Source organism: Streptomyces sp. NPDC006476, from assembly GCF_040612015.1.
Lineage (GTDB): Bacteria > Actinomycetota > Actinomycetes > Streptomycetales > Streptomycetaceae > Streptomyces > Streptomyces griseorubiginosus_B.
Genome location: NZ_JBEXPK010000030.1, coordinates 48,470 through 61,644, shown reverse-complemented (window position 1 = coordinate 61,644; position 13,175 = coordinate 48,470). Strand labels below are relative to the sequence as shown.

Below are 13,175 nucleotides of genomic sequence, written 5' to 3'. Positions count from 1 at the left end.
GCCGCAGCCCTCGCCGTCCCCCGGCTTCGGTGACTGTCCCCGCCCGGGTCCGGCCGTCATCGCACATCGCCCGGGAGAACAGGCGCAGGCGGGACAGACCCGTGCGGCAGGGCTGGAGCCGGCGCGGCGGGAGCGTCGCGGGAAGGAGGTGGCGGGTCGTACGGAGGACCGAGGAGCAGGAACCCGCACCCGGTGAGGCCGACCACAAGGACGAGCATCGGCGGTGGGTGGTGCAGTCGCAGGGTCCCGCCCGCCACGGTGGTCTGCCGCGCAGCGTGCAGGAAGGCGTTGAGGCCGCTGCAGTCACAGAAACGGACCAGGGTGAGGTCGACGTCGATGGCGCGGATGCCCTCCCGCAAGCACTGATCCACGGATGCGCGCACCAACGGCGCGGATTCGAGGTCGATCTCACCGGCCAGGGTGATCAGTGCCCGTTTCCTTCGGTCATGGCGATACACGGTGAGCTGTGGAAGGGACATGACGCCTCGGTTCGGAAGACCGTCCAGCAGCGGGTCCGGCCGTGCCGGATATTCGGCACCGCCTGGCGCGCTCCCGGTGGGGGCGGACGTTCGGCGGAGTCGGTGCGAACGCAGGTTCGACCACCTGTGCGACAGGAAAGAGGCCCACCCGGTTCCCTCCTGGGATGCGCCGGGTGACGGACTACGAGTCCGCTCCCCGCGCTCTGTGTGTCGAGCAACGACAAGCCGCCGGGGTCTGGGACGTCCTTACAGCAGCATAGTCCCCGGCACGGTCCGGTGGGGTCCGCTGACCCGCCTGGTCCCAGCGCCTGGACCGTGGCCGCGATGTGGACGGTGTACGCAGGCATGTCCGACGCGTAGCGCGGTACTGGGCAAACGGCGCGAAACGCGGCGGCCGACGGCCGCCGGGCACGTCAGTCCGTGCACCACCCGAGGAGGTGGCTTCGCATGACGGAGCCGAACGGTTCGACCCTGCCCCAACCCGACCCGGGGGAGCCCCGCACCGACCCGGGCACGACACTGCACGCCGCACGCCCCCGGCTCCAGGTACCGCCGGAAACCCGCGGCCGGACGACCATCGCCGACGGGGTGGTGGAGAAGATCGCCGGCATCGCCGCCCGCGAGGTCCCGGGAATCCACGCGCTGGGCGGCGGATTCACCCGCACCATGGGCGCGATGCGCGACCGGGTCCCGGGCGGACACCCCAGCGCGGGGCGTGGCGTCAAGGTCGAGGTCGGTGAGAAGCAGACCGCCATCGATCTCCAGGTCGTCGTCGCATACGGGGTGAGCATCACCGACCTCGCCGCAGAGGTCCGTGAGAACGTGATCGCGGCGGTGGAACGGATGACGGGCCTGGAGGTCGTCGAGGTGAACATCGCGGTCAACGACGTGCACCTGCCGGACGAGGACACGCTGGAGAACCCCGAGGGCCGGGTGCATTGAGGCCTTGCCCGGGCAGACGCGGGCGCGCGGCTGCCCGAGGCAGTCTCCGGATGCTGTCGGACGGTCGGTTCCCGGCGCCCCGAGTCGTCGGACCCGGGACACGTCGAACGGACGCGGCCGGCTCAGCAGGACGGGGATGGGGGCCGTGGGTGGCGGTTCAGCGCCGTCCGCATGCCACGGACAGCCAACGCCGCGCACCGGTTCCGGTACGTGGGCATCGAAGGGGCGGAGCACGGGCAGCCCGTCCCGCACCGATGCCCTGCGCGGTTGCGCGTCGGCGGAAGGGGACCGGCGCCGGGGTGTCTGCGGGAAGCAGCGGAGCGTCGCGACCACGCCTCTGGTGCCGTCCGGGGCGAAACGGACGGCAGCCATCTAAGATGCCGGGCCCCCCGAACACGACAGCCCTTCCGTCCGAGGGCGGTCAGCGGCGCGCGAGTTGCCGTTCTCCGGCCGCACCGAGCCGGTAGGGCAGTCCGTAGTGCTTGAAGACGGCTTCCTCCTGCTCGGCGGGAAGCACGTCGTCGGTACCGATCGAAGGAGCCTGCTTCACCAGCGTTCTGACATAGCCGACCTTCAGATAGCCCGGCCCGACGATCGCGTCCTCAAGGGGGACGAAGACCAGGCGGTGCCGGGTGGGCAGTCCGGTCCGTACCGTGGCCATGGCCGGCTCGTCGGTGGTGGTGTCCACATAGACCGCCTCCAGGACACCGATCTTGTGCGACTCGGAGTCGACGACATCGCGGTTGCGCCATTCCCGGACGTCCGCTGCGTGGATCATGGTCTCTCCCTACCTGGACGACTCATCGGCCGATGACGAGTGCACCCTCGGTCCTCCGCGTGAAATCGCCGCAGTGCACGCCGCAGCGCCCGCTGCAGCCGCTCCGGCAGCGGCTTGCCCTCCCAGGCGGCGACCACGGCCGCGGCCACCTCCGGAAGTTTGGTGTCGCACTGCCGCGAGACGTCGACCAGCAGGTTCCTGGCCGCCCCGCGGCTGCAGGGGGTCAGGACCATCACCATTCCGCGGGCCTGGTCGATGACCGCACGGCCGGCCAGCGCCCGCCGCAGCTGATCGTTCTCGGCGCGCAGTGCGACGAGATCCTGCCCCGCCGATGCGCTCCCCCACGTGGCCTCGGCCCGGATCCACCACTCCTCTTGGAGCACGGTTGTGCGTTGCATGGCATGTACCTCTTCACGAGTTCGACGTCTCCGGTCTGGCCGGAGCCGTCCCGGACCGTGGCTGCCCGCCCGCTCCCCGGGTCAGCTGTGGTGGTCATGGTCCCGACGGTCCTCGCGCCGCCAGCGCGCTCGGTTCTGGCGGCTGTAGCGGCGGTCCCAGCGGTCCTGGCGATCCCGGCGCTCCTGATAGTCCCGGTAGTCCCGGGGCTGCCGATAGTCCCCGAGATCGGGACCACCACGGCTTCGGCCTCCGCCACGATCGCGGCCGTGGCGGGTCGCGCCGTAGACCAGCACCGCCGCCGCCACCCACCAGACGGGGTGAAGGAAGCCGAAGCCGAAGAAGACGGCAATGAGGATGAGAAGCAGGACTAACACGGTGGGCCTCCCCGGGAGCAGAACTCGGCATCGATACCGGGGACCGGGGCCTCACACCACAGCATAGTCCTGCCCAAGGGTTGCGAGTACTGTGCGACGTCCGCGCATCCTGTCTGGCACGGATGGCTGCTTGACACCTGTCGGGAAACTGAGGCAAGGGCTAGCGTGCGACTTGCCGCCCCGGCCCCCCGGCAGCGTCGCACCGCCAACGCGCTCCTCAGAGGGCGCACCCTGCGCATCGGTCCCGGAACGCGCCGCGTCACGAGCCCGGCCGTTCCCGCACACGCCCCTCGTCACGAGAACCCGGCGAAGCCCCGATGCGCCTCAAGCGGGCAACGATCTGCCGCCCGCCGCGTCGCACGCATCCCCTACCAGGCGGTACACATGTACGCGCTGATCATTCCCGCTTCGACCCCCTTCGTCCTGCTCATCGCGGTGATGGCCCTTTCGTGGTGGGAGGACCACATCCTGCCGCCGCCGACCGAGCCGGCCGAATCCCCCGCCGAGGCTCCCCTCACCCCGGCGGCCCCGGCGCAGCTCCCAGAACTCGCCCGTGTCGACGCCACGTTGACAGGGGAGGTTGCCGGGCGTTGACTGACAGCACGGCGTAGGGCCATGCCACTCCGGAACATAGGGGCGCGGCATTCCACCTTCCCACTTCGCCCGGACCCCGCGGACTCAAGGAAATTCCCGCGATCTGGAGGCCCGGCAATGATCTGGATTCTTCTCCTTCTGCTGATCCTGGTGGTCTTCGGGTTCGGCTTCACGATGCAGATTTTGTGGTGGGTCGCCGCCGTCCTGCTGGTCGTCTGGATCGCCGGCTTCGCGATGCGCGGGCGCGGCGGTGGCCGCCGCCGGTAGTCCGTTCCGCAGTCCGCCCCTGCCCGCAGGGACAACGGCCTGAGCGGCGATCACACGCGCGAACCCCACTCACCAGACAAGCAGGAGGCCGGCCATGAGCGTCGGGCAGACCATCAAACACAAAACACAGGCGTTCAAGGGCCGGGTCACCGAACGCATCGGCCGGACCACCCGCAACAGGCGACTGCAGCGCGAAGGCAGGACCGACCGGGTCTCCGGAAACCTGAAGCAGTCCGGCGACAAGGCCAAGGACGCCTTCAGGCCCTGACCACCAACGCCCCGGGTGGTGCCCGCGTCGGGCGGACACCACCCGGCCGACCCGAACGCCCGACAAGCCGACAGGAATCGATGGCAATGAAGCAGACCAGCGTGCGCACCGAGAGCCAGAGAAGGCAGCCATGATCATCGCCGTGATCCTAGCTGTGGTCGTCATCGGCCTCGCCATCCTCCTCTACACGGGACGTGGACGAACCCCAGGCGGTGGCGGGCAGGGACTGAAGCGTCGCTTCGGACCCGAGTACGCCCGCGCAGTCGCCGACCACGACGGCGACACCAAGGCCGCCGAACAGGAACTCGGCAAGCGTGTGAAGGAGCACGGCTCCCTCACGCAGCAGGCGCTGTCGCCCGCGGCCCGCGAGCGCTACAGGACGCGATGGGCCGCCATCCAGGAGCAGTTCGTCGAATCACCGCAGCAGGCCGTCACCAAGGCGGACGCACTGCTGGCGCGCCTGGCAAGGGACCGCGGCTTCCCCGACGGCGAGCGGTTCGAGGACCAGATCGCTGCCCTCTCCGTCCATCACGCCCACCACGTCCAGGGCTACCGCAGCATGCACACGGCGGCCCACGGGCCGAGCGGTACCGAGGACATGCGGGAGGCGATGGTCGAATCCCGAAGCCTCTTCGAAGCGCTGGTCACCGGGCAGCCGGCAACCCGCCCCGGCCCTCCGCCCCCGACGGCCAAGGCAAAGGGGGCCTCCCCCAAGGCCGGGTAGTTAGGGTTTTCGCAAGTCACGCAAGTGAGTTGAAGGACTCACGACGCAGGGCAACGGAGCTCGTGGGTACAGGCAGTCGACCAAGACAGCTTGTCCCGAAGGAGCTCCGTTGCCCCGTCATTGTGTCCTGCCGTCTGCGCTGACGGCCATCACCCGAACGGTCACCGTGGCCAGGGGCCGGTTCGCCCCCGGGCATCTGGGGGAACTGACGGCGGTTGTGCCGTTTGAGTTGGTGGACGCGGTCCTTGCGGAGACGAGGGCGGTGCAGCAGCGGCTGCGTGATCTCCCGTCGCGGGTCGGGGTCTACTTCTTGCTGGCTATGTGTCTGTTCCCTGAGGTCGGCTATCGCCTGGTCTGGGACAGGCTGACCCGGGTCTGACGGGGATGACAGTGGTCCGTCCGTCGGCGAAGGCGTTGCGTGATCTGCGTCGGCGGATCGGCAGCGCGCCGGTGCGGGCGTTGTTCGAGGTGCAGGCCGGGTTGCTGGCCGGGCCGACGACGCCAGGTGTGCGTTTCGGTTCGTACCGGACGGTGTCGTTCGACGGCTGCAGTTCGCTGAGGGTTTCCCGATTCCGAACGGAACCGGGCCTGGCTGGGCAGGACTTCGCATCATGGCTATCCGACGCTGGAGTTGATGACGCTGGTCGAGACCGGCACCCGGGCCCTGGGCGGCGCGGTGTTCGGCCCCACCGCCGAGGGCGAGACAAGCTACGCCGGCCGGCTGCTGCATCTGCTGCGGCCGGACATGGCGGTGCTGTGGGACAAAGGATTCGACAGCAACGCCTTCCTCGCGCAGGTCACCGACACCGGCGCCCAGGTCCTGGGTCGGCTCCGCAGCAACCGGCGCACGCCTGTCCTCACCCGCCTCGCTGACGGCTCCTACCTGTCGGTGATCGGCACCGTGAAAGTGCGGATCATCGACGCGCAGATCGCCGTGACCTGCGCGGACGGCACGTCCTTCACCGGGTCTTATCGACTGGTCACGACCCTGACCGACGCCCGCCGTTACCCCGCCACCGCGCTGGTGGGTCTCTATCACCAGCGGTGGGAACCCTGACTGGCTGACTACGGCTTTGGCCAGCTGCCCAGCGCGAGGTTCGCGACTTGTAGCAGCTCAGGGCGGGAACTACCACTCGCGGCCTGGACGGCAAGCCCATTGGCGACTGTTCTCAGGTAGAGCGCGAGAAGATGAGGATCTGTGGACGGCGGAAGGTCACCGGCGTCCACCGCCTGTTGAAACCGGCGCGTCAAGTGGGCTATCCCGTCCTCACGCCATGCGATGAGTGCGTCTCGGACCGGGCGGCTGTCATCCCCGGTGGCCAACGCACCCTGCACGCCAAGACAGCCCGTGGGGAATCCCGGCATGGTTGCCGCCTCGACCGTCCCGTGGAGCACGGCAGTGGCCACTGCTGCACTTGTGGGCTCTGCCAGAGCTCGGGCGAAGTAGGCGGTCAAGCCCTCGGTGTAGCGCTCCAGCGCCTTGTAGAAGAGGTCTTCTTTGCTGCCGAACGCCCTGTACAGGCTGGGGCGGCTGATACCCATCGCTTCGGTGAGGTCGTCAAGGCTGGCGCCCTCGTAGCCCTTTGACCAGAACACCAGGACTGCACGATCGAGCGCCTCGTCGATGTCGAACGCGCGAGGCCTGCCAGGAGGGACCGGTGTCGTCGAGGTCATTTCTTCATCCTACCCCTTCGATACCGATCGGTACGGATGTGCTAACGTATTTCGTACCAATCAGTACGCTATACGGAGGGGTGACATCGTGTCACAGACCGTACTCATCACTGGCGGAACCTCAGGCATCGGCTTGAGCCTCGCTCAATCCTTCGTGGAGCTCGGGGCGTCTGTCGTCGTCTGCGGGCGTTCGCAGGCTGCGCTTGACCGGTTCGCGCAGGCACACCCGCATGCGCTGGCCGTGCGGGCCGATGTGACGGACGCAGCTGACCGCGCAGCGTTGCTGCAAGCAGTCGCTGATCGCTTCGGGCGTCTGGACGTGTTGGTCAACAACGCCGGTACGTTCGAGGAACGAGACTATGCCGCAGGCAAGAACCCCAATGCGACTCTCGATGCCGAGGTGGCGTTGAACCTCACCGCCCCCATCCACCTGACGGGTGAAGTGCTCGAGCGGTGGCCAGAGCCCGACGCGATCGTATTCATCACCTCGGGCTTCGCTTTGGTCTCGCCCACTCGCGCGCCTACCCACGGCGCGGTGAAGGCCGGCCTGCACGGCTTTGCGGACGGCTTGCGCCGTCAACTCGCCCCGCAGGGTCACACCCATGTCCTCGAGGTCCTCCCACCGTCTACGGACACGCCCATGAACGCCGAAGCCACGGGGAAGAAACTGACTCCCGCACAGGTGGCGGCGGTCACGATGAAAGCTCTACGGCGGGGGCGGAACATGGCATTCCCCGGTCAGACGAAAGTCATGCCCGCCATGCTGCGCATCGCGCCGGGCACACTGCGACGCGTCGTCGCCGGGCTCTGAACCCCATAGAAATCCTTCCCCAGCAACACCTCACCGAGCGGGCCGAGTGGGCTCCCGTCTCCCGCGAAGCCGAAGGCAAGTAGACGTTTCGGCCCAGCCAAGTGCTTCCACCGCCAGATCCGGACAGGAACGGGAGGATCCTGCGGATCTGGTGGACCGGATCACCGGGGAAGATCGGGTCCGTCGGGAGGAACGCACGGCTCAGACGGACCGGATCACCAGGAAGGGCCGATTGAGCGTGTGCCACGTGGGCGCTGCAGAAGACCACTCCGGCAGCCACCGCGCTCGCCTCACCCGCCCCGGTGACCATCCTGATCTCGGACCGCAAGGCCAACCGGACTCCGAAGGAGGTCGGTTGGCCTTGCGGCGGCAGCCGCGTGGATGCGTCTGCGACGGCACCTTCCGGGCCCGGAAGCCATCGGTTCTCTTGCCGGGCAGAACACAACGGGCGGCGGAGAACGGCCGGAGGACTGCCGGATGGCGGACTGTCAGCGCACGGTCATCCGAACCGGCACCACCGGGTACGTGTACGGCGTGTCCGTGCCGACCGCGAGCGCGGCCGTGTAGGCCCCGGCCACGTCCACCGCCGTCACGCCCGCGTCCAGCAGAACGGTGACGGTCACGCTCCGGCCGGGGGCGAGAGTGTGGGTGACGGGCGTGGCGGAGAGCCAGCGGACGTCGGCTGCCGGGACGCAGCTGTCGAGGCCCGGCAACCGCTCGACGTTCGCACGGGCGTCGAAGACGCTCGGCGCGCCGCCGACCCGGTAGAACCCGCAGGCTCCGCCGGCCCGGTAGAGCGGCATGGCGGCGGCGGGCAGAGCTGTCCAGGTGCGGGCGGCCGGATCGTAGGCGTAGCCGGCACTGGTGACGGCGCCGAGGAGGTCGCTGACCCCGCCGGAGAGGAGGAAGCGGCCGTCGGCAGTGGTGGCGGACGAGGCCCACAGGTCGGTGGGGAGGTCGGTGATCGGAGTCCAGGCGGCGGTGGCCGGGTCGTACGCGTAGCCGTGCCGCGTGCCCTCCGTCGAGGTGATGCCGCCCGCGCAGTACAGGGTGCCCGAGACGGTGCCGCAGCCGAGCCAGGAGACGCCCTCGGGGTAGGGGGTGGCGGCGGCCCAGGTGTCGGTGGCCGGGTCGTAGACCTGCACCGCGGTGGCGCCACTGCAGTAGCCCGGGCCGCAGCCGCCCACCAGGTACCACTTGCCGTCGAGCGTGGCGGAGGCCGCGGCCGCGTACCCGGCGGGCGCAGGTGCGGCGGTGGACCAGGTGTGGTGCTGCGGGTCGTAGACCTCGGTGGTGGTCGCGGTGCCGCCGTCCGCTGTCCAGCCGCCGGTGACGTACAACTTGCCGTTCAGGAAGGCGGACTGGGGTGCCTCGCGCGGGGTGGCGGGGCCGCCAGGGATCGCCGTCCAGGCGGCGGTGACGGGGTCGTAGACGTAGCCGCCGGACAGGACGGAGGTGCCGTCGGTGCCGCCGACCGAGTAGACGCGCCCGTCGGGACCGGTGGCGACGGCGTTGTCCATGACGGGGACGGGGTAGTCGGCGACGGGGGTCCAGGCCGAGGCGGCGGAGGTCACATCCGTGGCTGCGGCCGTGGACTTCGTCTTCGCCTTCGCCTTCGTCAGCCGGTCGGGGCTGTAGTCACCGGGGACGTACTGCGGGGCCACCGCGTCGGCTGTCGTCGCCGTCGGGATGTCCCCGGACCGCTCGGTGAGGCTGACGGCGAGCGGGGCCGAGCCGGTGTTGCGCAGGGTGACCTGGGCGGTGGTGGCCTTCCCCTTGCCTACCGTCTTGTCGACCACCGCCGGGCTGATCGCCAGTTGCCCGGCGCGCAGCACCGCGTCGAGGCGGGTGGCGTGGTCGGCCTTGACGCTCACCTCCTTCGTCGCAGTGGTGTAGTGCTCGGCGCTCACCCCGACCTGCTGACGGCCCGTCCGCGGCGCGAAGCGTACGTACGTACCGTCGCCCGCCGTGGTCGCCGTGGCGCCGGCCTTGCCGCTCACCGTCGCACCGCTCACCTGCCGACCGGTGTTGCGGTCCGTCACCGTCCCGTACAGCAGCCCGCCCGGCACCGGCGCGCAGGTCATGCCGCCGAAGGCGACGTCGTCGACCTGCCAGTAGTAGGCGTTGTCACCGGTGTAGCGGAACCGCACCCGGACAGCGGACTTCCCGGCCGCGGCCGGAAGGGCGATGGTCTCCGTCCCAGGGCCGGCGGAGACGGTGTCGCGGTGCCAGACCGTCGACCAGGTCGTGCCGCCGTCGACGCTGAGGTCGACGTCGGCCTTCGAGGCATCGGAGAACTTCCTGTAGAAGGTGTCGAAGCGGATCGCGGGCGTGTCGTAGCCGGTCAGGTCGAGGACCGGGGAGACGAGGGAGGTGTTCTGCCGGTCCGCGGAGTAGCCGCTGTCGGCGATGGCGAAGCCGCCCGCGCCGCCGGTGAGGTTGCCGCGCCCGGCCGGGTCGTCGAAGCGCCAGGTGTGGCCGCTGCCGGTGACGCTCCACCCGTCGGGCGTTCCCGTGTCGTCGAAGGTCTCGGTCGCGTCGCTGTACGTCTGCCTGTAGCCGGGAGCCACGCAGGCGGCGGCGTCTACCGGGATGTCGAAGTCCTTGCGGCCGCCCTTGGCGCCCACCGTCAGGTCGGCCGTCGTGACCTGGTAGCCGGCGTAAACCGGGTCGGCCTGGAGGGTGTAGGTGCTGTTGGCGGGCAGCCTGAGGGTGTAGCGGCCGGTCGCCGGGTCGGTGTACGTCCGGGTGGACGGCTCGTCGGTGACCTGGATGCCCGCGGAGAGCGGCCAGCCGTGCCCGGAGCCGTCGCGGATCCTCCCGCTGACGGTGACCAGGGGCTGGGCGGTGAGGGTGAAGTCCCGGGCCGCGGTCGCGCCGTCGCCGACCTCGACGGCGGCCGACGTGGTGCTGCCGTAGCCGAACTTGGCGGCCGTCACGTCGTACGTGCCCGCCGGGAGCGTCATGTCGTACGTGCCGTCGGCGCCGGTCGTCGTGGCGTTCGAGCCGGCCGTGATCCGCACCCCTGCGACCGGGTCGCCGGTGCCGGGGTCGGTGACCTTGCCGGTCAGCCTGCCGTACGGGCCGGTGGTGAAAGCGGCAGTGCCGTTCGGGGTGCCGAGGCCGGTGGGGCCGTCCCAACCGGGGCCGGCGGTGCACAGGTAGGCGGTGGCGCAGGTGCCGTTGGTGCCGGTGGTGACGTCGTTCAGGGCGCCGTTCAGCGCGTCGTCGCGGACGCCGGTGTGGGCGTACGGGTAGGCGTTGGGGTAGGTCTTCGCGCCCGGCGTTCCGGCGAGCGCATAGGTGGCGGCGATGATCGGGGCGGACGCGCTGGTGCCGCCGTAGACGCCCCAACCGCGGTCCTCATACGTGTTGTAGACGCTGACGCCGGTCGCCGGGTCGGCCACGGCCGATACGTCCGCGACGCCGCGGTTGGCACAGCCCCGGTCGGTCTGGAAGGACGGCTTGTGGTAGTAGGCCGAACAGCCGCTGCCCGCGCCGGTCCACGCGGACTCGCTCCAGCCCCGGGTGGCCCCGCTGTCCCGGCTCAGTGAGGTACCGCCGACCGCCGTGACGTACGGCAGTGAGGCCGGATAGCTAGTGCCGTAGCCGTTGTCGCCGGTGCTGAAGGTGATCGCCACGCCCGGGTGCTTGTAGTAGGCGTCGCCGGGCAGGTCACCGATCGCGCTCTCGCTCCCGCCCCAACTGTTGGAGACGTACATGGCGCCGAGCGCGACCGCCGTGTTCTCCGCCTCGCCGAGGCCGTCGATTGACGGCTCGTCGGCCTCGACCAGCAGGATGTGGCAGAGCGGGCAGGCGGCGCTGACCATGTCGAGGTCGAGGGCTATCTCGCCGGCCCAGCCCGCGTCGGGCTCTGGGTATTCGGTGCCGCCGCGCTGGTCGGTCTTGCGGAAGCAGCCGTTGGCGGTGGTACAGGGCGGCAGGCCGAACTGGGAGCGGTAGACCGCCAGGTCGGCCTCGGCGTTCGGGTTGTCGTAGGCGTCGACGATGGCCACCGTGGCCCCGGCCCCGGCCGCGTCGGACGGCAGGTCGTAGGCGCTCTGGAGGTCGGCGGGGCCCAATCCGGCGGGAGCCAGCAGAGGTTGGATGCCTTTGCCGGTCTGCCGGACATCGTCGCGGGCGACCGCGAAGCAGGCCATCTCGTTGGGCTTGCCGGGTCTCGCGCACAGGGAGTGCGTCGGCACGGTGGAAGCCGTCGAGGCGGTGTCGGCGGCGGCCTTGGTGGTGGCGGTGGCGGTCTGGGGAAGTGCCCAGACCAGTGTCATCAGGATGCCGAACAGGGCGGTTAACGCCGTCAGTCGAGTATGGAACGGTCCCACCTTGATCATCCGGGTCCTCCCAGATCTTCACGGGTAGCGGGGAAACGATCAAACGGGGAGCGTAGTTCATGAACATGTCATGTGTGTGAAGTTGTGCACTCCTGTTTGATCGAATGAACAGTAGGACGCCAGGCCGGTCGGATCCCGGGGATACCGGACGGGCTCGGCGGTCCGCGGGCGATCACGTGCCGCTGTGCCGCAGAACGCGGCGGTCTTCAAGCGGCGGATCTCGTCGCGGTGGTGGGCGCGGGTGCGGTCGCAGTGGTCCAGCGCAGCCTCCCGCCCGGGCAGGGCGCGGATACGGCTGAACAGGGCCGGGTGGTTCTTCTTGACGATGGCCAGGTGGTGGGCACCGCGCTCGCGGAGATAGGTGCCGTGGAAGCGCTGGGTGTGCAGGGCATCGGCGGTGATCACGGTGCCGGTCAGGTTGAGGGAGTCCAGCAGCGGGGCGAAGGCTGGGATTTCGTTGCTCTTGTCTGCTATCTGGCGTTGGGCGAGGACGCTGCCGGCATGGTCCATCGCAGCCGGCAGCGCAACTGCTGGTCGGTCAGAGGTGCGCGAGGCGCGCAGCGTCTTGCCATCCACCGCGATCGCCCGCCGTACCAACGGCCGGGCCGTCTGCTCCTGGTCGGGTGCCGATGCGCGGCGTTCGCGTTGCTTCGACTTTGAGGAGCAGCAGACGGACCTGTCCGTGTGGGGCGGACGGATGACGCCGGTCAGCGGATCGGCCGAAAGCCCAGCCTGGCCAGAATGCCCTTGGCGCGTCTGCCACCCACTCGCCGATGGCTACGAGCGATCGTGCCCCGGCCAGCACCACCGCAGCCGCGCAAGCCAGCAGCGCCGACGCCGGATACCGCACCCCGCGCGCCTTTCGTGGATCGGGCACGGTGGCCAGGTGACGCCACAGATCGGCGACACACTCGCCGGTCACTGGCTCGGAGGCGAACCCCAGCCGGCCGAGAACGGACGGTATGCGGGATGACGGCGTTGCAGGCACGGACTCGCTCGGTATTCGTGGGCTTCGACACCCACGTGATCATCCGCTCCGCCACACTTTGCAGAGAGGACCTGGTGAGCGCGACCGATGAGCTGGACGCCGAACTGCCCTACCTGCGCACACTGTTCCGGTTCTTCGCTCGCACCCAATGCGAGGGCCGCTCTCCGCTGTACACCCGCCTCAGCGAGGCGATCACCGAGGGCGAGGCCCTACTCGAACTGCTGCTGCGGGCCCCGGCCAGCCAGCGTCGCCCCAGCCTGTTGCTCGCGTCGGTCAACCACCTGGTGCGCGACCGGCGCGACCACCCGCTCGCCGCCTACTACCCCATCCATGGCGGCAGACGGCCCGTCGACGACGGGGCGCCGGCCGCTTTCCGGGGCTTCTGCGTCGAACATGCTGATCGTCTCGGGGAGTTGCTGAAGCACCGCAATACGCAGACCAACGAGATCCGCCGGTGCTTCGCCCTGCGACTGGGCCTGGCAAGGATCACGCGCCACTGGCCCGAGCCGCTTGCCTTGCTGGAGGTCG

16 protein-coding genes and 1 pseudogene are annotated in these 13,175 nt (G+C 69.8%); 9 read left to right on the top strand and 8 right to left on the bottom strand.

From position 1 onward, the window contains the following. Positions 1–56 precede the first annotated feature (56 nt). Positions 57–479 carry an STAS domain-containing protein gene (locus ABZZ74_RS30200; RefSeq protein WP_356770239.1) on the bottom strand — a complete coding sequence of 141 codons (423 nt, stop codon included), beginning with the start codon at positions 477–479 and terminating at the stop codon, positions 57–59. Between the two features lie 447 nt (positions 480–926). On the opposite strand from ABZZ74_RS30200, the gene ABZZ74_RS30195 reads away from it, so the two are divergent. Beyond that, a complete protein-coding gene (locus tag ABZZ74_RS30195) occupies positions 927–1,421 on the top strand; it encodes an Asp23/Gls24 family envelope stress response protein (protein WP_356770237.1) in 495 nt (164 codons plus the stop codon). A 421-nt stretch (positions 1,422–1,842) separates the two neighbouring features. Here the strand turns inward: ABZZ74_RS30195 and ABZZ74_RS30190 are convergent, their stop codons facing one another. The 3 genes from ABZZ74_RS30190 to ABZZ74_RS30180 form a co-directional block, all read right to left on the bottom strand. Further along, a complete protein-coding gene (locus tag ABZZ74_RS30190; RefSeq protein ID WP_356770234.1) occupies positions 1,843–2,199 on the bottom strand; it encodes a PRC-barrel domain-containing protein in 357 nt (118 codons plus the stop codon). Beyond that, entirely contained in the window at positions 2,196–2,597 is a 402-nt protein-coding gene (locus ABZZ74_RS30185; protein WP_356770232.1) for an ANTAR domain-containing protein, read from the bottom strand. Before ABZZ74_RS30185 ends, ABZZ74_RS30190 begins: the two co-directional genes overlap by 4 nt. A gap of 81 nt (positions 2,598–2,678) precedes the next feature. Then, on the bottom strand, positions 2,679–2,972 hold the full coding sequence (locus ABZZ74_RS30180; RefSeq protein WP_356770230.1) for a hypothetical protein: 294 nt from the start codon (positions 2,970–2,972) through the stop codon (positions 2,679–2,681). 384 nt (positions 2,973–3,356) lie between these two features. On the opposite strand from ABZZ74_RS30180, the gene ABZZ74_RS30175 reads away from it, so the two are divergent. From ABZZ74_RS30175 to ABZZ74_RS30150, 6 genes are all read left to right on the top strand, one after another. Then, positions 3,357–3,566, top strand: a complete 210-nt coding sequence (locus tag ABZZ74_RS30175) for a hypothetical protein (RefSeq protein WP_356770228.1) — start codon at positions 3,357–3,359, stop codon at positions 3,564–3,566. A 117-nt stretch (positions 3,567–3,683) separates the two neighbouring features. Next, positions 3,684–3,833, top strand: a complete 150-nt coding sequence (locus ABZZ74_RS30170) for a hydrophobic protein (protein WP_356770226.1) — start codon at positions 3,684–3,686, stop codon at positions 3,831–3,833. A gap of 94 nt (positions 3,834–3,927) precedes the next feature. Beyond that, a complete protein-coding gene (locus tag ABZZ74_RS30165; RefSeq protein ID WP_097267141.1) occupies positions 3,928–4,101 on the top strand; it encodes a CsbD family protein in 174 nt (57 codons plus the stop codon). 130 nt (positions 4,102–4,231) lie between these two features. Next, on the top strand, positions 4,232–4,825 hold the full coding sequence (locus tag ABZZ74_RS30160; protein WP_356770224.1) for a hypothetical protein: 594 nt from the start codon (positions 4,232–4,234) through the stop codon (positions 4,823–4,825). A 166-nt stretch (positions 4,826–4,991) separates the two neighbouring features. Beyond that, a complete protein-coding gene (locus tag ABZZ74_RS30155; protein WP_356770350.1) occupies positions 4,992–5,204 on the top strand; it encodes a transposase domain-containing protein in 213 nt (70 codons plus the stop codon). Between the two features lie 213 nt (positions 5,205–5,417). Beyond that, entirely contained in the window at positions 5,418–5,882 is a 465-nt protein-coding gene (locus ABZZ74_RS30150; RefSeq protein ID WP_356770348.1) for a transposase, read from the top strand. An 8-nt stretch (positions 5,883–5,890) separates the two neighbouring features. Here the strand turns inward: ABZZ74_RS30150 and ABZZ74_RS30145 are convergent, their stop codons facing one another. After that, a complete protein-coding gene (locus ABZZ74_RS30145; protein ID WP_356770222.1) occupies positions 5,891–6,499 on the bottom strand; it encodes a TetR/AcrR family transcriptional regulator in 609 nt (202 codons plus the stop codon). A gap of 88 nt (positions 6,500–6,587) precedes the next feature. Here ABZZ74_RS30145 and ABZZ74_RS30140 point away from each other — a divergent pair, with 88 nt between their 5' ends. Then, positions 6,588–7,310: an SDR family NAD(P)-dependent oxidoreductase gene (locus ABZZ74_RS30140; RefSeq protein ID WP_356770220.1), complete on the top strand. Its 723-nt coding sequence runs from the start codon at positions 6,588–6,590 to the stop codon at positions 7,308–7,310. Positions 7,311–7,798: 488 nt separating this feature from the next. Here ABZZ74_RS30140 and ABZZ74_RS30135 read toward each other — a convergent pair whose 3' ends face one another. Genes ABZZ74_RS30135 through ABZZ74_RS30125 form a run of 3 tightly spaced genes read right to left on the bottom strand, consistent with a single transcriptional unit; the run spans position 7,799 to position 12,509 of the window. Further along, positions 7,799–11,659, bottom strand: coding sequence for a carboxypeptidase regulatory-like domain-containing protein (locus tag ABZZ74_RS30135; RefSeq protein ID WP_356770218.1), 3,861 nt, complete (start codon positions 11,657–11,659; stop codon positions 7,799–7,801). 57 nt (positions 11,660–11,716) lie between these two features. Continuing rightward, positions 11,717–12,235 carry an ISAs1 family transposase gene (locus ABZZ74_RS30130; protein WP_356770216.1) on the bottom strand — a complete coding sequence of 173 codons (519 nt, stop codon included), beginning with the start codon at positions 12,233–12,235 and terminating at the stop codon, positions 11,717–11,719. After that, positions 12,198–12,509 carry a hypothetical protein gene (locus tag ABZZ74_RS30125; protein WP_356770346.1) on the bottom strand — a complete coding sequence of 104 codons (312 nt, stop codon included), beginning with the start codon at positions 12,507–12,509 and terminating at the stop codon, positions 12,198–12,200. Before ABZZ74_RS30125 ends, ABZZ74_RS30130 begins: the two co-directional genes overlap by 38 nt. On the opposite strand from ABZZ74_RS30125, the pseudogene ABZZ74_RS30120 reads away from it, so the two are divergent. Then, a pseudogene (locus ABZZ74_RS30120) lies at positions 12,401–13,171 on the top strand (DUF2332 family protein); the annotation flags it as partial. The gene ABZZ74_RS30125 and the pseudogene ABZZ74_RS30120 sit on opposite strands and share 109 nt — an antisense overlap. Positions 13,172–13,175 lie beyond the last annotated feature (4 nt).